Genomic DNA, 19,898 nt, shown 5'->3' on the forward strand with positions numbered 1-19,898 from the left:
TACCTGGCGAGGTGCCCTCGGTCTGGGTTGTTCGCCCCTTCGTGCAGTTCCTCTACCTCCTTGACCGCCTTCTCCAACTGCTGCAGCTCGTGCAGGTCCGGGTCGGGTGCCTATTACGGTCCGGATGCCCACTGTGCGGGATCACGCAGGTGTCAGAGGAGGAGATCGGGCGCTAGTGTCGGCAGTCCACTGGTGGTGATCGACTTTGGAGGGCGCCGTGCGGCGCGTCATGATCCTGCTGGCCCCGATCGCGGCCTTGGCCGCCGGTCTGGTCGTCGCCCGGCGGCGCTTCGTCATCGTCCGGATCAGCGGGGCGAGCATGCTGCCGACCTACCGCACGGGCGACCGGGTGCTCGTCCGCAGGACCACGGGGGCTGGCGTCAGGCGCGGCCAGGTCGTGGTGCTGCAGACGGCGCTGCCCGGGGGGAAGTGGCGTACCGGGCCGCTGCCGCAGCCGGGGGCGGCCATGTGGTTCATCAAACGTGCGGTGGCCGTGCCGGGTGACCCGGTGCCGGCCCAGGTCATGGATCGCGTGGAGGCGTCGCCGGGCGACACGGTCCCGGCGGGCCGGCTGGTCGTCCTCGGTGACGGGCAGGTCAGCCAGGACTCGCGGGCGTGGGGTTACGTGCCCTTCGACCGCGTGCTCGGCGTCGTCGTCCGGGGGCTCGCCCCTTCCCGCGATTCCGGAAAGTTCGGGATATCCGGCGAGCCCTGGGAGTCCGTCGGCTCGTAGCCCTGAGCCTGCAGGGTGAACAGCCTCGCGTACTCCCCTCCCAGCGCCATCAGCTCCGCGTGCGAGCCCTGCTCGGCGATCCGCCCCTCGGCGAGCACGACGATCACGTCCGCCTCCCGCACCGCGCCCAGCCGGTGCGAGATCAGCAGGCTGGTTCGCCCCGCACGGTGGCGGCGCAGGCTCTGATGGATGGCGTGCTCGGCCTGCGCGTCCAGGCCGGAGCTCGGCTCGTCGAGCACGAGCAGGTCCCGTCCCTCCCGCATCAGGGCGCGGGCCAGCGCGAGGCGCTGCCACTGCCCGCCGGACAGCACCACTCCGGCCTGGGGGTCGTCCCTGTCGCCGAAGAAGATCCGGCTCAGCAGCGTGTCGTAGCCGTGCGGCAGTCCGGCGACCGTCTCGTGGACACCGGCCAGCCTGGCGGCGGCCTCGACCCGGTCTCGGTCGTCGAGCGCCGCGACGTCGCCGAGCCCGATGTTCTCGGCCGCGGTCAGGTCGTAGGACATATAGTCCTGGAACACCGCGCCGATGCGGCCGCGCAACTCGGCGGGATCCATCTCCCGCAGGTCGACGCCGTCCCAGAGGATGGACCCCCGTACCGGGTCGTACAACCTGCAGATCAGCTTGACCAGGGTGCTCTTGCCCACGCCGTTCAGCCCGACCAGGGCGAGGGAGCCGCCGCGGGGGATGAAGAGGTCGACCCCGCGCAGCACCCACGGATGGGCGTCGTCGTACCGGAACCACACGCCGCGCACCTCGATGCCCTCGCGCAGCGAGGGGACGGGGCGCGGATGCCGTGGGACAGGCAGGTCGGGCGCGTCGGCCACGACGTCGAGGTAGTGCCCGAACATCAGCAGCGCGTTGTGCGCATCGGCCGACTGACCGACGATCGACGTCAGCGCGGACTGCACCCCGGCGACGGCAGCGACGAACACGGCCACGTCGCCGACGCTCAGTGTGCCCGACGCGGCGGCGGTGATCGCCCAGAGCAGGCCGAGCGCGGCGACGGCCGCCCCGATCAGCGACAGCGACCCCTGGGTACGCAGCATCCTGCGGGCAAGCCCTTGCTCGGCGGCGTTGACCGCACGCAGCTCGCCCAGCATCCTGGCGCGCAGGAGGTCGCCGAGGCCGAACAGCCGGATCTCCTTGGCCGCGTCGGGGCTGGTGAGAAGATTGGCGAAGAAGATCTGCCGCCGGGTCCTCGAGCTGACGCCCCACATCATCCCGGCGCGACGCCGGGACAGGTCGAGCTGGGCGCGGACCGAGGGGATCGCGGAGAGCGCCACGACGAGGATCATCCCCGGGGCCAAGACGGCCAGCGCCGCGGTGAATCCGGCGAGGGTGACGGCTCCCTGGGCGATCCCCAGGGCGGAGCGGACGATCCGCTGCGGCGCGTTCTGGCCGGCCTCCTGCGCCAGCCGTACCTGGTCATGGAAGGCCGGGTTCTCGAAACGGCTCAGCCCTGGGTGGGCGTTGACGGCTTGGAACAGCCGATCCTGGATCAGCACCTGGAGCGCGCGGCGCAACTGCTCCTGGGCATACTCGGCGACCGAGGGCAGGGCCGCACCCGCCAGGCCGGTCACGCCGAGAGCCACGCCCTGCGGAAGCAACTCGGCGGGGCCCGCCCCTGCCGCCAGGTCGTCGAGAACGAGCTTGGTCAGCCACGCGGCGACCACCGGGACCAAGCCCATGAGCAGCACCGTGATCCCGGATACCACCACGGCGGCCGGGTGCGCTCGCCACGCCAGCGCCGCGGCCGCGCGAAAGCGCCGTCGCCGGGCGGCGCCGCCGTACCCGGCAGGAGAGGTCATCGGCGCGTGGCCGCCGGCAGCCTGCCCGGGGCGGTGTCGGCCGCCACGACCATCCCGTCACCGTCGACCAGGTAGAAGCTGGGGAACTGGGAGACCTGCAACGCCCTGCTCACCGGGCCGCCCATCGGCTCGAGCACGACGGTGGCCGAGGTCAGCTCGCGAGTGAACCGCCGGGCCTCGTCGGGGTCGCCCGTGACCACGGCCAGCACGCGTTCGGGACGGGTGTCGGCCAGGTAGGACGTGAACTCCGGCAGCCGCTCGTGGCAGGACGCGCACTCGGTGGAGAACACCGCCACCACGGAGGGCCCCGAGAAGAACGCGCGCGACACGGTCCCGCCGCTGACAGCGGTCGCGCTGAAATCGCCGATCGTCGTTCCTGGCTGCACCAGGGGGGCACGTGTCGGCCCCAGCTCCGTCAGCCGCAGCGTGTGCACGCGCAGGCGGCGGATCACCGCCAGGGTCAGCACCAGATTCACCAGGCACAACAATCCGACGACGATGACGGCGGCGACGAGATACGGCATGCGAGCTCCTTAGGGGCGGCGCGGCTGGGCGGCGAACAGGTCGGCGAGGTCGTCGAAGAAGATCACGATGGCGGCGAGAACGGCCCCGACCAGCACGCTCAGGGCTATGCCCGCGGGATGCGGAGAGGTGTGCCCCGGCACGAGCCCGGCGGCGACGAGCGCGAGCAGCCCGGTGTTGCGGACGAGGTGGCGCCGGCCGAGTGGCGTTCCAGTGGCGCCGAAGCATCTGCACGGCGTCGTGGAGCCCGAACGCATGGCCCTGATGATGCCGGCGCAGAAACCCGCCAGGACGGTGCCGGCCAGCATCAGGCCGACCTGCACTGTCCCGGGGATCGCCAGCAGTACGACGACGCATCCTTCCGCAAGGACGATGGCGCCGCTCAACGCCGTGGAGGCCCGCGGCCCCAGAGGGACCAGGCCGCGCACGGATACGCGGAAGCCCGCGAACGCGGACCTGCCGCGCATCTTTCCCAGCACCGCGACCAGGAAGACGACGCCTATCGCCACCCGGCAGGCCAGCACGACGTACTGCATGGCTGTCACTGGGGATCGGAAGGACGCGTCAGCAGTAGTCGAAGCTGCCGCAGCTGACCGTGCCGGAGGAGTCGTGGTAGCAGCAGGTCCGGCAGAACTTGCCCTGGCAGCACCAGTCGGTCCAGCACGCGGCCGAGGCGTTTGCCGAGGGCAGGAGTTTGTCGAGGAGGCGGTCTCCCAGCTTGTTGAGTGCGCGAATCATGGCGACCTCCTTGCGTGGGGATCTTTACGCGCTCACCGTCGCCCAGCAAGAGCACCTTGTTAATGGAGAGATTGGCCGACACTGCGGGAGGCGTTGAGCAGCTCATGATCTTGACATGAGAGATGTTCTTCTTAATGCCCACGTCTCGACCCCATCGGTGGGTGAGCAGTGGCGGCCGCGCAGATCGCCAGGATGGCGGAGGAACAGTGATCATTTAAGCCTCATGCACGAGACAGCGAACCCCGCTTCCGAGGACGGGCAGGCGGGTTTCGGACGTCAAAGATCACTGGGCAAGATGACGGCTGATGACCAGGCGCTGGATCTGGTTGGTGCCCTCGAAGATCTGCATGATCTTGGCCTCGCGCATATAGCGCTCGACCCGGAACTCCCGCGTGTACCCGTACCCCCCGAACACCTGCACCGCATCCGTCGTCACCTTCATCGCCGCATCCGTCGCCACCAGCTTCGCCACACTCGCCTGGCGGCTGTAGGGAAGGCCGGCGTCGCGGCGGCGGGCGGCGTCCAGGTACGTCGCCCGCGCGCTGTCCACCCCCGCCGCCATGTCCGCCAGCAGGAACCCGAGCCCCTGATGGTCGATGATCCGCTTGCCGAACGTCTTCCGCTCCTTGGCGTACGCCACCGCCTCGTCCAGCGCGGCCTGGGCGAGGCCGGTCGCGCAGGCGGCGATGCCGAGCCGGCCGGAGTCCAACGCGCTGAAGGCGATCTGGAGGCCCTGGCCCTCTTCGCCGATCAGGCGATCGGCCTCCAGGACGGCGCCGTCCCAATGGGCGCTGGTCGTGGGCACGGCGTGCAGGCCCATCTTCTCCTCCGGCCGGCCGAAGGTCAGCCCGTCGGCCGCCCCCGGCGCGAGGAAGCAGGAGATGCCGCGCGATCCCTCACCGGTACGGGCGAAAAGGGCGTAGAAGTCGGCGATGCCGCCGTGCGTGATCCACGCCTTGTTGCCGCTGATCCGGTAGCCGTCAGGGACCCGCTCGGCCTTGCAGGTCAGGGCGCCGGCGTCGGAGCCGGCCTGCGGCTCGGACAGGCTGTAGCCACCGATCAGGCGCCCGGCCAGCATGTCGGGCAGCCACCGCGCCCGCTGCTCCTCCGTGCCGTAGGCGAAGACGGGGAAGCAAGCGAGCGTGTGCACGCTGGTGGCGACCGCGACGGCCGCCCACCGCATCGCCAGCTCCTCGATGACCTGCAGATACACCTCGTACGGCTGCCCGCCGCCCCCATACTCCTCCGGGTACGGCAGCCCCAGCAGCCCCGCTTCGCCCAGCGTCGCGAACAGCCCTTCCGGGTACGTCTCCGCGCGCTCGTGCTCGTCGACCCGCCGCGCGAGCTCCTTGTCGGCGATCTCGCGGGTCAGGTCGATGAGGTCCTTGGCGTCCTGGCCGGGCAGCAGGCGGTCGACGGTCACGATCTCTCCACGCTCGAAACGGGCTCCTCCAGCCGCGCGAGCACGGTCTTGGCGCGCTCGCGGAACTCGGCCACGCGGGCGAGCTTGATGTCCTCGTACCCACGGATCAGCTCGGGCAGGCCAGCGATCTCCGCGACGGCGTCGGCGGTGGCGGGGGTGAGCCGGGCCAGGGCGGCACGCACGAGGTCGCGGTACTCGCCGACCAGCTCCCGCTCGACCCGCCGCACCTGGGCCCGGCCGAACACGTCGAACGCCGTCCCGCGGAGCATCCGGGCGGCCCGCAGTCCGCGGAACAGCACGGGCGCGGAGCGGCGCAGCTTGATCTTGCGCTTCATGCCCATCGCGCGCAGCACCGGCGGGTGCAGCAGCACCGTGACGACCGCGTCCGCGCCGAACTCGCGCTCCCGCCTGGCCTGCTCGGCGGGGTCGAGGTGGAGGCGGGCCACCTCGTACTCGTCCTTGTAGGCCATGAGCTTGTGCAGGCCGCGGGCGTAGGCGAGGGCGATCTCCGTGCCGGTCTCCTCGCCGGCCCGCTCGACCGCGAGCTCGGTCACGCGGCGCACGTCCTCGGCGTACGTGGCGGCGTAGGCGGCGTTCTGGTAGCCGGTCAGGTCGGCGACGCGGAGGGCCACGACCTCGTCCAGCTTCTCGGCCGGCTCGTCGGCGGCCGGTAGAACGGCCTGGCGCACGGCCTCGGGGTCGGCCACCGCCGCGCGGCCCCAGCGGAAGGCGGCGAGGTTCTGCTCGACGGCGGCCCTGTTCAGGGTGATGGCCTGCTCGATGGCCGCGGCGGACATCGGCAGCAGGCCGTGCTGGTACGCGGCGCCGACGAGCAGCAGGTTGGCCGGCATGTGATCGCCGAACAGCGCCTCGGCCAGCTCATGGGCGTCCAGGCACGTGACGCTCCTGGCGGCGGACTCCACGCGGGCGACCGCGGCGGCGTGCCCCGGCACGGGCATCCGGCCGGTCACCATGGCGGCGGTGGGCACGACGGAGGTGTTCAGCACGGCGGCGGTGTGCTCGGGCGAGGCCACGGCCAGGTTGGCGTCGGAGGCCGCGCCCAGCAGGTCGAACCCGATCAGCACGTCGACGCGGCCCTGCGAGGCGCGTACCGAGCCCGCGACCGGGCGCGGCGAGATCCGCACGTCGCTGACCACGGGCCCGCCCTTCTGCGCCAGGCCCGTCTGCTCGAGCCCGGCCGCGTGCAGCCCGTCGAGGTGGGCGGCCATCTGCAGGATCTGCGAGACGGTCACGACGCCGGTGCCGCCGATGCCGGGCATCCTGATCAGCACCTCGCCCGGCTTGCCTGCGGGCTCGTCCACGGGCGGAGGCGGCGGCGCTGCCTGCCGAGCGGCAGGGGTGCCCGGCTCGACCAGCAGGAACGACGGGCAGTCGCCCTTGAGGCAGCTCAGGTCGGAGTTGCAGGAGGCCTGGTGGATGCGGGTCTTGCGGCCGTACTCGGTCTCGACCGGCTGCACGGACAGGCACGTCGAGACGTCGCCGCAGTCGCCGCAGCCCTCGCAGACCCGCTCGTTCACCACGACCTTCTCGACCGGGGTGGGCAGTTTGCCGCGCTTGCGAAGCCGCCGTTCCTCGGCCGCGCACCGGTCGTCGTGGATCAGCACGGTCACGCCGTCGAGCGCGGCCAGTTCCCGCTCGGCCGCGGCCAGGTCGTCGCGGTGCCGTACGGAGGCGTTCGGGGCCAGCCGCACGCCCCGGTACGTCTCCGGCTCCGGCGTCGTGATCACGATGCGGCGTACGCCCTCGAGCGCCAGCTCCTGCGTGAGCGAGGGCACGTCGAGCCGGCCCTCGGCCCGCTGGCCGCCCGTCATGGCGACGGCGTCGTTGTAGAGCAGCTTGTACGTCATCGACACCCCGGCGGCGACGGCCGCCCTGATGGCCAGGGAGCCGGAGTGGTGGAAGGTGCCGTCACCGAGGTTCTGCACGAAATGCCGGTCCTCGGTGAACGGCGCCAGCCCGATCCACTGCGCGCCCTCGCCACCCATCTGGGTGATGCCGACCTGGGTGCCGCGCCCGTGCCCGTCCAGCGCGATCATCGCGTGGCAGCCGATGCCGACGCCGACCAGCGTGCCGTCGGCGGTGCGGGTGGAGGTGTTGTGCGGGCAGCCGGAGCAGAAATAGGGCGTACGCGCCGCCACGAGCGGCAGCGACCTGCGGCGCTTGGTCACCGTGACCGCCGGCCGCGGGAGCCGGTCCGCGCCCACGCAGGCGGCGATGGCCTTGGCCACGTCCTCGGCACCGAGCGTGCCGCGCGCGGTCAGCAGCTCCCTGCCGACGACGGCCGGCACCCGCTCGCCGCCGTACAGTGCCTGCTTGACCTGCCCCTCCAGGAACGGGACCTTGTCCTCGACCACCAGCACCCGGTCGAGGCCGGCCGTCATGGCGGCCAGATCCGCGTAGTCCACAGGGAACGGCATCGCCAGCCTGATCAGCCGCACCCCCAGGTCGTCCAAGGCCGCCGCGTCCAGGCCGAGGTCGGCCAGCGCCCGCAGGACCACCGCGTACGTGGTGCCCGAGGCCAGGATGCCGAGCGCGGTGTTGCCCGATCCGGCCATCACCCGGTTGAGCCCGTGGGTGCGGGCGTACTCGCGGGCCAGGTCGAGCCGGCGGGTGAGCATGTCGTGCTCGGCGTCGAGCGCGGCCGGGCCGAGCAGGATCGGCGTCGCCTTTCCCGCGGTACGGGCCGGGACGGGGATCGCGGCCCGCAGCGGGCCGAGGTCCACGGTGGCGGAGGCGTCGGCGATGTCCGCGACGATCTTCAGCCCCGTCCACAGGCCGGTGGCGCGGGACATCGCCACCGCGTGCAGCCCGAACTCGATGATCTCCGCGACCGAGCCGGGCGCCAGCAGCGGCATGGACAGGCTCTGGCACATCGGCTCGCACGAGCTGGGCAGCGTGGAGGACTTGCAGCCCGGGTCGTCGCCGATCCAGGCCACGGCGCCGCCGAGCGGTGCGGTGCCGGCCGCGTTCGCGTGCCTGATCGCGTCGGCGGCCCGGTCGAGGCCGGGGTTCTTGCCGTACCAGAAGCCGGTCACGCCCTCGTGGCGGCGGCCCGGCACCTGGGCGAGCATCTGGGTGCCGGCCACCGACGTGGCCGCGAGCTCCTCGTTCACCCCGGGCTGGAACACCACGCCCGCCTCGTCCAGGAGCCGGGCCGCCCGCCCCATTTCCAGGTCCACACCCCCCAGCGGCGACCCCTGGTATCCGGTGACGAAAACCCGCGTGTCCAGCCCGCGCTCGCGGTCCAGGCGGCGCTGCTCCAGTGTCAGGCGGATCAGGGCCTGGATACCGGAGATGAGCACTCTGCCGTCGAGTGCTGTGTACTTGTCGTCGAGCGACACGGGGGCGGGAGTCGCGCTCGCGCTCACGCGTACCTCCTCCTGGCTTCGTACATGGTGATTCCCAGCACAGCAACGTGGGCAGGACATCTGCAAGTATTAGATGAGAAGGTGCCCCAAAGACGCAAACAATATGAGGGTTCCGGCTACGTGGCTGATGTTCTTTGCGCCTGAGGAAGGGGTTCTGGCATGGCTGACGTGGACGAGATCGATCACCACGTGCTGCGGCTGCTGCGGGAGGACGGGCGCAGGACGTTCTCGGAGATGGCCGACCTGGTCGGGCTGTCGGTGGCCGCGGTCAAGCGGCGGGTGGACCGGCTGCGCGAGCTCGGCGTGATCAAGGGGTTCACCGTGCAGATCGACTACGCCAAGCTCGGGTGGGGCATCGAGGCGTTCACCGAGCTGCGCTATCCCGGCACGACACCGGTCAGCGAGATCGTCCGCACCGCCACGGAGGTGCCGGAGGTGCAGGCGGTGTTCACGATCGCCGGCGATCCGGACGCGCTGATCCACGTGCGGGTGCGGGACCTCGGCCACCTCCAGCAGGTCATCGACCGGCTGCGCCGGGCCGGGAACGTGACGGGGACGAAGACGTTGCTGGTGCTCGGGTCGTGGAGCCGGGAGGCGTTGTCAAGGAGTCCTTCCTGATCGTTCCCTGCCGCGGAAGCAGCGGACGAGCAGGCCGATCGCGAGCAGCACCGGCACGCCCAGCCCGATCAGCCACCGCGACACGCCCGCCATGGGCAGGGGCTCGTGGTCGCGTGCCGCCCGCTCTCCGGCGGGGGCCGGGCTGGGCTCGTACGGGTCCTGGCCCTGACTGGAGCCGGTGACGGTGGCGCGTGGCTCCTCATGCGGACCGTTGCCGCCGGGCCTGCGCTCGGCCCGGCGGGCCACCACCGGGGCCGGCCTTTCCGATGGGGCGGGTGTGTGCGTGCGGGCAGGGGACGGGCTGGGGCTGTGGACCGGCTCGACGGCGGTGGACGTACAGGAGCGGTTGTTCTCCCTGTTCTCCTCGCGGCTGGCCGTGGAGACGGCGGCGCAGTTGTCGATCATGCCGGCGACGTCAGGGGCGGCGGCGGTGAAGACGAGCGTCCTGCTCTGGCGCGGAGCCAGTGTGCCGAGCCGGCAGTTCCCAGCAGGGCATTCGGGCGGGCGACCGGTGATCCTGGTCAGGTTCCCGTCGATGGGGTTCTCCACGGTGACGCCAGCCGCCGGGGAGGGGCCGCTGTTGCTGACCGTCACTCTGTACCTGATGCCGGCGCCCGCCTTCACGCTGGACGGGCCGGTCGTGGCGATCTCCACGTCGGCCATCGTCCGGGTCCGGCTGATCAGCCGTGTCGTGTCGCCCGTCGCGTTCGAGGCGGTGACGTGGGCCTGGGTGACGATGTCCGTGTCGTCAGGGAGCGACGCGTCGGTCCTGACGGGGATCTCGTAGGTCACGCTCTGTCCCGGCGCGATGGTCAGGCCTGGTCCGCCGCAGGTGACGGCCTGGTCGGCGAGGGAGCAGCCGTCCGGGAGGTGGCCTGGAGCCGTGCCGCGGCCGAGGGTGTCGACGATCGTCACGTCCTCGGCGTCCTGGCCTCCCGTGTTGGTGACGGTCACCGCGTAGACGGACACCCCGCCGGTGGTCATCGGATCCGGGGCCACGGTCTTGGTGATCCGAAGCTCGGGCGGGGAGGCGGCCGCCGTGGCTTGGCCGCTCCAGCCACCGCCGCCCAACGCTGCGAGCGCGACGACCGCCGCAATCCCGGGCACGCCCATCTCATCCCCCATACCTGGTCGACCCGGGAGCGATCCTGCTATCCCGCGGACACCGCGGAGAGGCGAGCACACCAGAACCATGCACCGTGATGACGAATTCTTTGCTGTCGCATTCCGCGCTCGACGAACAACCCGGGCACGGCACGCTCGGCCGCGTAGTGTCGGGATCATGCCAGATGCCGCCCGCTACGACGACGCCGCCGACTTCTACGCGGCCGGCTGGACGGACACCGTCGACGACCCCGCGGCCGTCCGCCTGCTCGCCCTGCTGGAGCCGATCGCCGGCCGCCGAGTTCTGGAGATCGCCTGCGGCCACGGCCGGATCAGCCGCGCACTCGCCCGCCGGGGAGCCGACGTCGTGGGCGCCGACCTCTCATCAGCCCTGATCGAGAAGGCACGTGCTGCCGAACGTGCCTCCCCGCTCGGCATCCAATACATCCACGCCGACGTGGCCGCACCCGGCATCCCCGGCGTTTCGGGCCTGTTCGACGCCGTGGTCTGCAGCTTCGGCCTCTCCGACATCGACGACCTCGAAGGCGCGATCGCAGGAGCCGCCCGCGCGCTCAAGACCGGGGGCGTCTTCGCGTGCTCGATCCTGCATCCGTGCTTCCCGGGCGGCCAGGGCGTCTCGGGTTCGTGGCCTGGGGACGGGCGCTACCACACGGAGGGCTGGTGGCGGGCCGACGGCGAGCTGTCGTCCCTGCGCCGCCAGGTCGGCGCCAACCACCGCACGCTCTCGACCTACGTCAACACCTTCCGCCGCCACGGCCTCTGGCTGGAGGAGATGGCCGAGCCCGAGCCCGCCCCGGACTGGGCGGCGAAGCGCAGCGACGCCGCCAAGTTCCCCGTGTTCCTCGTCATGAGATGCGTCAAGCAGGATGACGACCGGACGTCACGGTCGCTGCCTTCCTGAGATGACGGCAGGTCAGCTGCGTAGTTCCGCCGGTTCGCCGCCCCGCGACGGGTCGAACGGCGGCAGGTTGAAACGGGCGCGAATGGTCTGCTGGACGGTGAACTTGTCGGCCCGCGCGTCGATCGTCATCACATATTCCTTGCCCCGGAAGAGGTCGACCACCGGATCGATCTTGCTGTGATAATCGCGCAGCCGCCTGGCCAACACGTCCGGGCTGTCGTCCTCCCGGCTCACCAGTTCCCCGCCGCACACGTCGCACCGCCCCTCGACCTCAGGCCGGTGCGCGATCAAGTTGTAGTCCATGCCGCACTGCGAGCACAGCCGCCGGGCCAGGACGCGCCGGCGTACCTCCTCGTCGGGCAGATCGAGGTGGATCACCCCGTCGATGTCGTAGCTCTCCAGGAAGAACTCCGCCTGCCGGCGGTTGCGCGGGAAACCGTCGATGACGAATCCGTAGTTCCAGTCGTGCAGGTGGAGGCGGTCGCTGACGACGTCCTCCACCAGGTCGTCCCCCACAAGTTCCCCTGCCGCGACCAGGCGGCGTACCTGGGCGCCGAGCTTGGTGTGGTTCTTGACGTGCCAGCGGAAGATGTCGCCGACGCTGATGTGCACCAGATCGAGGTCGTCGGCGAGCAACTTGCTCTGGGTGCCCTTGCCGCTCCCCTGCACGCCCATGATCACATATTTGCGCATATTTCTTCGCTTTCGCGGTCAGGTCATTCTCCGGGCATCGTCACCTTCCCATCTGCCCTGCACGCCTGAGAAGCCGCGTGGTGTGGCACGGCACTCATCTAACGGCGATACGTAGATTTGCCGATGCCTGGTATGCCTTCGGTGCTTACTCTCAGGCCCCATCGAGCGCCCTGCGAGAAGGTGGGTCCATGCGTGCGCTGACCGCGTTCCTCTCGTTCCTCATCGTGATCACGACCGCTTCTCCGCCCGCGAGCGCGAAACCTGCGCCCGCCACGCCGGCGGACGTGGTCTTCCATCGGGCCGACTTCTCGGCAGGCACGCCGGAGGGCACGACGACCGGCGACGGTCTTTCGTTCGGCTCGGCCGCCGGCACCACCTCCTACACCGACGCGCTCGGCACCAAGACCTGGGAGTACGCGCGCTGGACAGGACCCGAGCGGGCCATCGGGTTCCCCGCGACCGAGCTGATCGCCTCCTGGACCGCGGATCTGCCGCCGAGCAGCTGGCTGCAGGTCGAGACCCGCGCCAGGAACGCCGAGGGCCTGACGAAGTGGTATTCGCTGGGCCGCTGGGCGTACGACGAGGGCGACATCCGGCGCACGTCAGTGCCGGGGCAGGGCGACGCGGACGCCACGGTCGCCGTGGACACGCTGGTCGCGGCGGCGGGCAAGCAGATCAGCGCCTACCAGCTGCGCCTCACGCTCTACCGGACGCCGGGCTCGTCGGTGACGCCGCGGGTGCGTACGTCCGGCGCCATGGCCTCCAACGTGCCCGAGCGCAAGACCGTGCCGGTCAGCCCGGGCGGCGGCGCCTGGGGGACGGAGCTGAACGTGCCGCGCCGCTCCCAGAACGTGCACGAGGGCCACTACCCCGAATGGGACGGCGGCGGCGAGGCGTGGTGCAGCCCGACCTCGACCACGATGGTGCTGGGCTACTGGGGCAAGTGGCCGAGCGCGCAGGACACGGCGTGGGTCGATCCGTCCGACCCGAACCCGGAGGTCGACTACGCGGCCCGCTACACCTACGACCACGCCTACCAGGGCGCGGGCAACTGGCCGTTCAACACCGCCTACGCGGGCCGTTACGGCATGGACGGGTTCGTCACCCGGCTGCGGTCGCTGACCGAGCTTGAGCTGTTGATCAAGGCAGGCGTCCCGGTCATCACCTCGCAGTCCTTCAAGAAGAGCGAGCTGCCGGGCGCCGGGTACGGCACCAATGGGCACCTCATGGCGATCATCGGCTTCACCGCGACGGGCGACGTGATCGCCAACGATCCCGCGTCCCCTGACAACGACGCCGTGCGGCACGTCTATCCGCGGGCCGACTTCGAGAACGTCTGGCTGCGCAGCTCCAGCAGCGGCGGCATCGCGTACGTCATCCACCCGCCGGGCCACGCCCTCCCCGCCACGACCCCTGGGCTGCCGGCCAACTGGTGAGACTCGCGCCGCCGGCGCTCCGGTTCTCGGGAGCGCCGGCCGGGCGACGTTCGCTGCCCTTGGGGAGGCGACCGGTGTCGGCGGTATGCCCGACTCGACGGGGGACGGTGAGTTCCGTAGCCTAACAACCCCCGATAACTATGGGCCGACCACGCCGTGGAGCGCCGGATGACCGAGGACGAATCTGCGTCACTGGAGACGACGCGGTTAGTGCGGCCCAAGTGGAACGGTCCGCCGTTACTGCTGTCGTCCGACGGCGTCCGCGTCTTGGTGGCGGGCACGGGCGCGCATCGCCCGGAGTCGCGGCTGCCGCAGGCCCCCGCCGTCCCGGCGACCGTCAACGACGTGTCCCAGGCCCTGGTCGAGCGGACGGGCCTGGCCCCGGCCGATCTCACCGTGCTGGTGGACCCGGCCACCCCGGCCAACCTGGGCGAGGCGCTGGAGCGAGCTGCCAGGGAGGCCACGTCGGTCCTGGTGTTCTACTACGTGGGGCACGGCGTCTTCACGCCGGACGGCGAGCTGCACCTGGCCACCCGCGCCACCGTGGACCTCGGCCAGGGGATGCCCGGCTACCAGGCGCTCCCCTACGGCATGGTGCGCACCATCCTGTCGTCGTCGCCGGCCGATCTGGTCATCGTGGTGCTGGACTGCTGCTTCACCGGCGGTGGGCGGCCGTCGCCGGCGCGAGCCGCCGACCGGATCTTCGAGGGCATGGGGCGCAGCGCGTACGTGCTGGCCTCCGCCAGCAGGGACGACAACGCCTGGGCGCTGCCCGGCGTCCGGCACACCGCGCTCAGCGGGGCGTTGATCAGGCTGCTGAACGAGGGCGAGGCGGACGGGCCGCCGGCGTTCACGCTGGACCACGTCTACCACCGGCTGGCCCGCACCCTGCCCGGCGCCGGATTCCCCCGGCCGCGGCGGCAGGCCACGGACGTGGGCGACCGGGCGCCGCTGGCCGCCAACCCCGCCCATGCGGGGCAGCCCAACCGCTCTGGCCCACCGATGGGCTCGCCCGGCGACCTGTCCAGCCCCTATCGCGGATTGGCCGCCTACGGTCCCGAGCACGCCGAGCTGTTCTTCGGGCGCGAGGAGCTGACCAGGTCGCTGACCACGCGAGTGCGCCAGGCGCTCAGGGCGGGCGGCCCGCCCGTCGTCATCGGCTCGCAGACGTTCGCGGCCGGCGGCCCGCTCGTCCTCACCGGCCCGTCAGGCTGCGGGAAGTCGTCGGTGCTGCGGGCCGGGCTCATCCCCGCCCTGCGGCAGGAAGACGACGTGTCCTGCGTCGTGCTGACGCCCGGCGCCGATCCACTCGGCGCACTGGCCCGAGAGCTGGCCGAGCTCGGCGGCGGCGACCCCGCACGGCTGCGCGCGATCATCGAGTCCGATCCGAGCGGGGCGCGGCGCGGCGTTCCCGGGCGGTTGCTGCTCGTGGTGGACCAGTTCGAGGAGGTGTTCACGGCCCGTACCGACGGGGCGGCGCGGGCGCGGTTCGCCGAGGCGCTGGCCGAGCTGTCCCAGGTGGCGGCCGTGGTGATCGCGGTACGCGCCGAGTTCTTCGGCCGCTGCGCGGCGTACCCCGGGCTGGTGGAGACGATGCGGCGGCCGGAGGTCGTCACGCCCATGACCGCGGCCGAGTTGCGCGCGATGATCGAGCAACCGGCCGTCCGCTCCGGCCTCAGTGTGGAGGCAGGTCTCACCGACCTGATCCTGGAGGACCTGCGGGCGAACGAGGCGGCGCTTGAGCGGTCTGGCGGACCGCTGCCCCTGCTCTCCCACGCCCTGCTGGCCACGTGGCAGCGGCGGTCCGGCGGCGTGCTGACGATGGCCGGCTATCGGGGAGCGGGCGGCGTCACGGGAGCGCTGGCGATGAGCGCGGAGGAGACGCTGCGGGGGCTGGGCGCGGAGTTCGAGCCGGTGGCCCGCGACCTGCTGGTCCGGCTCGTACGCGTGGACGAGCAGATCGGCGGCACGGCACGGCGGGTCACGCTCGCCGAGCTGGCTCCCGACGCGCCATCGGTCGGCGGGCAGGTCATGGCCGAACTCGCCAGGGCGCGGCTGGTCACGGTGGCCGGGGGTACGGCGGAGCTCGCCCACGAGGCGCTGATCCGCGCCTGGCCCCGGCTCGGCGGCTGGGTCGACGCCGAACGGGCTTCCCTGCTGGTACGCCGCCGCCTGTCGGAGGACTCGGCGACCTGGCAACGCGACGGCCAGGACCCGGCCTACCTGTACACCGACAGCCGCCTGGGCACCGCCCAGGCCCTCGCCGCCACGACGAACGCCAAGTCCAGCGGCCCCGTCGCGGCGGACGGGCCGCTCACGCCCCTCGAGCGGGCGTTCCTCGACGCGTCGGCGCGGCGGCACCGCCGGCGGGCGCTGATCGGCCGCGCCGTCATCGCCACGCTCTCCGTGCTCCTCCTGGTGGCCGCGACCGGCGGCGTGCTGGCCCTGCGCCAGTCCAGCCAGGCCTCGACCCAGGCCGAGCAGGCGACCGGCCAACGCGACCAGGCACTCTCCCGCCAGCTCGCCGCCACCGCCAACAGCCTGCCGGACACCTCGCTCGCCGCCCAGCTGGCCCTGAGCGCGTACCGCGTCTCGGCCACCCCCGAGGCCCGCGGCGCGCTACTCGGCACGCTCTCGCGCCCGCTTCCGGCCCGCATGATCGGCCACACCGCACCCGTCGAGCGGGTGGCGTACCGCCCCGACGGGCGCGTGCTCGCCACCGTCTCCGGCGACTACACCGCGCGGCTGTGGAATGTCGCCGACCCCCTCCGCCCCAAGAGCGCGGGCATCGTGAAGGGCCACACGAGGGGCCTCACGGCGGCCGCGTTCAGCGCGAACGGCAAGATCCTCGCGACCGGCTCCGCGGACGAGACCGCCCGCCTGTGGGAGGTCTCCGACACCGCCCGCCCGCGTGCCCTGGCCACGATCACCGGCCACGGTGAGCCGGTGGTCTCGGTGGCGCTCAACCCGAAAGGCGACCTGCTGGCCACCGCGGGCGCCGACAGGTCGGTACGCCTGTGGAACATCGCCGACCCCGCCAAGCCGCAACCGGTCTCCGTACTCAAGCAGACCACCGACGTCACCGAGGTGGCCTTCAGCCCCGACGGACGCATGATCGCGGTCACCTCGTCCACCGGCGTCACGCTCCAGGACGTGCTCACCCCCGCCAAGCCGACCAGCCTGGCAGCGCTGACGGCGCCGGACGGCGGCGGCATCAGGAGCGTGGCGTTCAGCCCGGACGGCCAGAGCCTCGCCACCGCCTCCAGCACCGGCACACTGCACCTGTGGAACATCACCACGGCCAAGCTGGCCGGCACCGCGGCCGGGCACGCGCAGCCGGCCGGCGACGTCGTGTTCAGCGCCGACGGCAACGTGCTGGCCAGCGCCTCCGCCGACGGCACCGCCCGGCTGTGGGACGTGTCGACCCCGAGCGACCCGCAGCCGAGGGCCACGCTGACCGGCTTCGGGGGCACGGTGACGGGGGTCGCGTTCAGCCCGAACGGGCAGAATCTCGCCACGTCGTCCGCCGACGGCACGGCCCGCGTCTGGAACGTCGCCGACCCCGCCCGGGTCGCCGCCCGCGCCCGGCTGGCCCGGCACACCGCGCTGGTCAACGGAGTGGCGATCGCCAAGGACGGGCGCACGCTGGCCAGCGTCTCCGACGACAAGACCGTCAAGCTGTGGGACGTCTCCGATCCCGCATCGGCCACTCCCGTCTCGACGCTGCGCGGGCACACCGACGCCGTCGTGGCGGTGGCGTTCAGCCCGGACGGCCGCTACGTGGTCTCGGCGTCGCTCGACCGGACGGCCCGGCTGTGGCAGGTCGACCGGCCCGCCAATCCGAAGTTCGTGGCGACGCTCCAGGGGCACGCGGCCGGGTTGCGGTCGGCGGCGTACAGTCCTGACGGCAAGATCGTGGTGACGACCGGGCGGGACGGCCGGACGATGCTGTGGGACGTGTCCACCCCGGCCACCCCCAAGCGGGTGGCGACGCCGGGCGCCGCCGACGACCGGCTCGACGTGGCCGCGTTCCGGCCCAGCGGGAGCGTCCTCGCGACCGGCTCGGGCACCGCCGCCGTACGGCTGTGGGACGTGTCCAAGCCGGCCCAGCCGCGCCGGCTGGCCGACTTCGCGGCCGCCCCGGGTGGCGTGCTCGACCTGCAGTTCAGCCGGGACGGCAAGACCTTGGCCGCGGCGGCGTCGGACGGGACGACGCGGCTGTGGGACGTCACCCGCCCCGAGCAGCCCAAGCGGGTCTCCACCCTGCCGGGGCATGTCGCGGACGTGTCCGCGGTCGCCTTCAGCGGCGACGGCCGCACCCTCGCCACCGCCTCCCGCGACCGCACGATCCGGGTGTGGAACATCGCCGACCGCGCCCGCCCGTCACTGTGGGCGGTGCTCGGGGGCACGAGCGCGGTCGACGACGTGGAGTTCGGCCCGGACGGCACCGTCCTGGCCGGCACCTCCGACCTGGCCACCCAGCTGTGGGGGCTGAGCGTGGAACAGGCGAGCGAGAGCGTCTGCCAGTCGTCGGGCATGTCGATCACGCGGGAGGAGTGGGCGCAATACCTCCCCGGCCGCCCCTACACCCTTCCCTGCCAGGCCCAGAACTGATCAGGCCTGGTAGATCACGTCGGAGAAGGTGGCACGGCACCCCTCGCCCGCCAGGTCCTGCACCCACAGGCCGACGAACGCTCCGGTGAACCCGAAGGACCGTATCTGGCCGTCGATGATCTCGTCGGCGTGCTCGTCGGCCAGGATCGTGGCGTCCAGCTCCACGGGGATGGGCCGGCCGTCGGCGGAGAAGCGCAGCACCGGGCCGTCGAACTCGACGCCGAGCCGGGTCGCGGGCTCCCCGGTGAAGTGCACGGTCCGCGTGCCTCGGTCGCTGCCGGTAAGGATCAGACCGTCGGTGGTGAGCGCGAGGTGGTACCAGTTGCGCGAGTTGTAGTAGGCGGTGATGCCGGCGGACTGGTGCACGCTGTCGGGCTCGAACACCACGCCGGCCTCGAACGTGCACGTCATGCCGGTGACCGGGCGGGCGACGAGGCTGGGGGCACGCAGCCCGTACGGGGACTGCCCGCCCGTGATCGTCACCCGGTCGCCGTCGAAGCTCACCCAGTCGGGCGAGGCGGGACGGCGCAGGGTGCTCCAGTGGCGCTCCGCGGACTCGTGCTCCACGGCCGGCCACGGGTGCGGCGGCAAGGCAGGCGCGGGCACCTCGACCGCAGGCACTCCCCCGGCCACCCGCGGCCAGCCGTCCACCCACTCGACCCGCTGAATGGCGCTCTCCCTGCCCAGCACGCACCGGCCGCGCGGCGTGTAGGGGCGGGCGACCAGGTGCGCGACGTACCACTCGCCGTCCTGGGTCTGCACCAGGCAGCCGTGCCCGGCCTTCTGCAGCTCCAGGCCGGGATCGTGGCGGGCGGTGAGCATCGGCCCGGCCGGGTCCGGCTCGTACGGCCCGTCGAGCGTGCGGGACCTGAGAACGGTGACGCCGTGCTCGTACCCGGTGCCGCCTTCGGCGACCATCAGGTAGTGCCAGCCGTCGATCTTGTAAAGGTGCGGTCCCTCGGTGACGTTCCGGTTCTCGAGAATGAGCCGCGGCTTGCCGACCGCTGCGCCGCCGCCGTCTAGCTGCTGGAGCTCGATCCCGGCGAAGCCGCGTCCCGGGCGCGAGTCGAAGACCATGTTGAGCAGGTACGTGGCGCCGTCGTCATCGTGGAAGAGCGCGGCGTCGAACCCGCGCCCGGGCAGCCTGACCGGGTCCGACCACGGGCCCTCGATGGAGGGGGCGGTGATCAGGTAGTTCGCGATGTCCTTGTAGCCGTGGGCATAGTTGTCCATGACGCCGTAGACCAGGTGGAACAGGCCGTTCGCGTACGTGAGGTCGGGCGCCCAGATGCCGCCGGAGTCCGGCACGCCAGCCAGGTCGAGCAGCCGGCGGTCGGTGAGTATGCCCCCCAGGGGCCGCCAGTTGACGAGGTCACGGGAGTGGTGGACACGTACGCCCGGGTACCACTCGAACGTCGACGTGGCCAGGTAGTAGTCGTCGCCGACCCGCAGGATGGACGGGTCCGGGTGGAAGCCGGGCAGGACGGGGTTGCGGATGGCCGTCCGTGTCATGGCTGCCTCCATAGATAGAAACCGGTCGCCGCGAAACGCTACGGCGGAGAACCGGCGACCACAAGAACGCGTTATAGACACGTTACCTCTGAATCACCTCACCGGGCTTCGCCTGCTGAGACGTACCTCACCAACCCCCGTTGACCGGAACCGCTCTCGGCCCTACCGTAGGTACCGGTTTCTACATTCGTCGGAATTGGAGGCGTCCTTTGCTCCCCCGCCCGAAGGCGTCGTTCGCCGCGCGCGCAACGACTCGCGACGCTCTCAACCCCGCCGCTCATGCGACGGCTGGAGAGCCTCGTCGCGCTGCCTGCCGCCCATATCGGCAGGGGGATGCCGAGCGGATCACTCCCACCATAGACTGCGTTGAGGTCGCGGACCTCCCA

The 19,898-nt window shown here is 71.9% G+C and carries 14 protein-coding genes; 5 read left to right on the forward strand and 9 right to left on the reverse strand.

What is annotated here, in order from left to right; genetic code table 11:
* Positions 1–217: 217 nt before the first annotated feature.
* Positions 218–733 carry a S26 family signal peptidase gene (locus ACTWPT_RS12890; RefSeq protein ID WP_443177553.1) on the forward strand — a complete coding sequence of 172 codons (516 nt, stop codon included), beginning with the start codon at positions 218–220 and terminating at the stop codon, positions 731–733.
* Here ACTWPT_RS12890 and ACTWPT_RS12895 read toward each other — a convergent pair.
* The 6 genes from ACTWPT_RS12895 to ACTWPT_RS12920 form a co-directional block, all read right to left on the reverse strand.
* Positions 622–2,541 (reverse strand): ABC transporter ATP-binding protein, encoded by a 1,920-nt coding sequence (locus ACTWPT_RS12895; RefSeq protein WP_443177554.1) that lies wholly within the window; start codon positions 2,539–2,541, stop codon positions 622–624. The two genes, ACTWPT_RS12890 and ACTWPT_RS12895, sit on opposite strands and share 112 nt — an antisense overlap.
* Positions 2,538–3,065 (reverse strand): TlpA family protein disulfide reductase, encoded by a 528-nt coding sequence (locus tag ACTWPT_RS12900; protein WP_443177555.1) that lies wholly within the window; start codon positions 3,063–3,065, stop codon positions 2,538–2,540. The genes ACTWPT_RS12895 and ACTWPT_RS12900 overlap by 4 nt, the downstream gene beginning before the upstream one ends.
* Before the next feature lie 9 nt (positions 3,066–3,074).
* A complete protein-coding gene (locus ACTWPT_RS12905; RefSeq protein WP_443177556.1) occupies positions 3,075–3,599 on the reverse strand; it encodes a MauE/DoxX family redox-associated membrane protein in 525 nt (174 codons plus the stop codon).
* A gap of 28 nt (positions 3,600–3,627) precedes the next feature.
* Complete coding sequence (locus ACTWPT_RS12910; RefSeq protein ID WP_443177557.1) at positions 3,628–3,801, reverse strand: hypothetical protein; 174 nt, start codon at positions 3,799–3,801, stop codon at positions 3,628–3,630.
* Positions 3,802–4,084: 283 nt separating this feature from the next.
* The gene (locus tag ACTWPT_RS12915; RefSeq protein ID WP_443177558.1) at positions 4,085–5,224 is read right to left on the reverse strand and encodes an acyl-CoA dehydrogenase family protein; all 1,140 of its coding nucleotides are present in this window, start codon (positions 5,222–5,224) and stop codon (positions 4,085–4,087) included.
* Positions 5,221–8,613 (reverse strand): indolepyruvate ferredoxin oxidoreductase family protein, encoded by a 3,393-nt coding sequence (locus ACTWPT_RS12920; RefSeq protein WP_443177559.1) that lies wholly within the window; start codon positions 8,611–8,613, stop codon positions 5,221–5,223. Before ACTWPT_RS12920 ends, ACTWPT_RS12915 begins: the two co-directional genes overlap by 4 nt.
* A gap of 159 nt (positions 8,614–8,772) precedes the next feature.
* Here ACTWPT_RS12920 and ACTWPT_RS12925 point away from each other — a divergent pair, with 159 nt between their 5' ends.
* Entirely contained in the window at positions 8,773–9,231 is a 459-nt protein-coding gene (locus ACTWPT_RS12925; protein WP_443177560.1) for an Lrp/AsnC family transcriptional regulator, read from the forward strand.
* Here ACTWPT_RS12925 and ACTWPT_RS12930 read toward each other — a convergent pair.
* Positions 9,214–10,338, reverse strand: coding sequence for a hypothetical protein (locus ACTWPT_RS12930; RefSeq protein WP_443177561.1), 1,125 nt, complete (start codon positions 10,336–10,338; stop codon positions 9,214–9,216). The two genes, ACTWPT_RS12925 and ACTWPT_RS12930, sit on opposite strands and share 18 nt — an antisense overlap.
* A gap of 175 nt (positions 10,339–10,513) precedes the next feature.
* Between ACTWPT_RS12930 and ACTWPT_RS12935 the strand changes: the two genes are divergently transcribed.
* Positions 10,514–11,257, forward strand: coding sequence for a class I SAM-dependent methyltransferase (locus ACTWPT_RS12935; protein ID WP_443177562.1), 744 nt, complete (start codon positions 10,514–10,516; stop codon positions 11,255–11,257).
* A 12-nt stretch (positions 11,258–11,269) separates the two neighbouring features.
* Here the strand turns inward: ACTWPT_RS12935 and ACTWPT_RS12940 are convergent, their stop codons facing one another.
* Positions 11,270–11,950: an adenylate kinase family protein gene (locus tag ACTWPT_RS12940; protein ID WP_443177563.1), complete on the reverse strand. Its 681-nt coding sequence runs from the start codon at positions 11,948–11,950 to the stop codon at positions 11,270–11,272.
* A 188-nt stretch (positions 11,951–12,138) separates the two neighbouring features.
* On the opposite strand from ACTWPT_RS12940, the gene ACTWPT_RS12945 reads away from it, so the two are divergent.
* Both ACTWPT_RS12945 and ACTWPT_RS12950 read left to right on the forward strand, forming a co-directional pair.
* Entirely contained in the window at positions 12,139–13,386 is a 1,248-nt protein-coding gene (locus ACTWPT_RS12945; RefSeq protein WP_443177564.1) for a C39 family peptidase, read from the forward strand.
* A gap of 168 nt (positions 13,387–13,554) precedes the next feature.
* Positions 13,555–18,000 carry a caspase, EACC1-associated type gene (locus ACTWPT_RS12950; protein ID WP_443177565.1) on the forward strand — a complete coding sequence of 1,482 codons (4,446 nt, stop codon included), beginning with the start codon at positions 13,555–13,557 and terminating at the stop codon, positions 17,998–18,000.
* Here ACTWPT_RS12950 and ACTWPT_RS12955 read toward each other — a convergent pair whose 3' ends face one another.
* The gene (locus ACTWPT_RS12955) at positions 18,001–19,512 is read right to left on the reverse strand and encodes a glycoside hydrolase family 43 protein (RefSeq protein ID WP_443177566.1); all 1,512 of its coding nucleotides are present in this window, start codon (positions 19,510–19,512) and stop codon (positions 18,001–18,003) included.
* Between the last annotated feature and the right edge of the window lie 386 nt (positions 19,513–19,898).

This window comes from Nonomuraea sp. 3N208 (assembly GCF_052245935.1).
In the GTDB taxonomy this organism is placed as follows: Bacteria; Actinomycetota; Actinomycetes; order Streptosporangiales; family Streptosporangiaceae; genus Nonomuraea.

Excerpts from the sequence above, each read along its gene's own strand:
- ACTWPT_RS12895 (WP_443177554.1), bottom strand. The coding sequence starts at position 2,541 with ATGACCTCTCCTGCCGGGTACGGCGGCGCCGCCCGGCGACGGCGCTTT.
- ACTWPT_RS12955 (WP_443177566.1), bottom strand. The coding sequence starts at position 19,512 with ATGACACGGACGGCCATCCGCAACCCCGTCCTGCCCGGCTTCCACCCG.
- ACTWPT_RS12935 (WP_443177562.1), top strand. The coding sequence starts at position 10,514 with ATGCCAGATGCCGCCCGCTACGACGACGCCGCCGACTTCTACGCGGCC.
- ACTWPT_RS12910 (WP_443177557.1), bottom strand. The coding sequence starts at position 3,801 with ATGATTCGCGCACTCAACAAGCTGGGAGACCGCCTCCTCGACAAACTC.
- ACTWPT_RS12940 (WP_443177563.1), bottom strand. The coding sequence starts at position 11,950 with ATGCGCAAATATGTGATCATGGGCGTGCAGGGGAGCGGCAAGGGCACC.
- ACTWPT_RS12925 (WP_443177560.1), top strand. The coding sequence starts at position 8,773 with ATGGCTGACGTGGACGAGATCGATCACCACGTGCTGCGGCTGCTGCGG.
- ACTWPT_RS12900 (WP_443177555.1), bottom strand. The coding sequence starts at position 3,065 with ATGCCGTATCTCGTCGCCGCCGTCATCGTCGTCGGATTGTTGTGCCTG.
- ACTWPT_RS12905 (WP_443177556.1), bottom strand. The coding sequence starts at position 3,599 with ATGCAGTACGTCGTGCTGGCCTGCCGGGTGGCGATAGGCGTCGTCTTC.
- ACTWPT_RS12950 (WP_443177565.1), top strand. The coding sequence starts at position 13,555 with ATGACCGAGGACGAATCTGCGTCACTGGAGACGACGCGGTTAGTGCGG.
- ACTWPT_RS12945 (WP_443177564.1), top strand. The coding sequence starts at position 12,139 with ATGCGTGCGCTGACCGCGTTCCTCTCGTTCCTCATCGTGATCACGACC.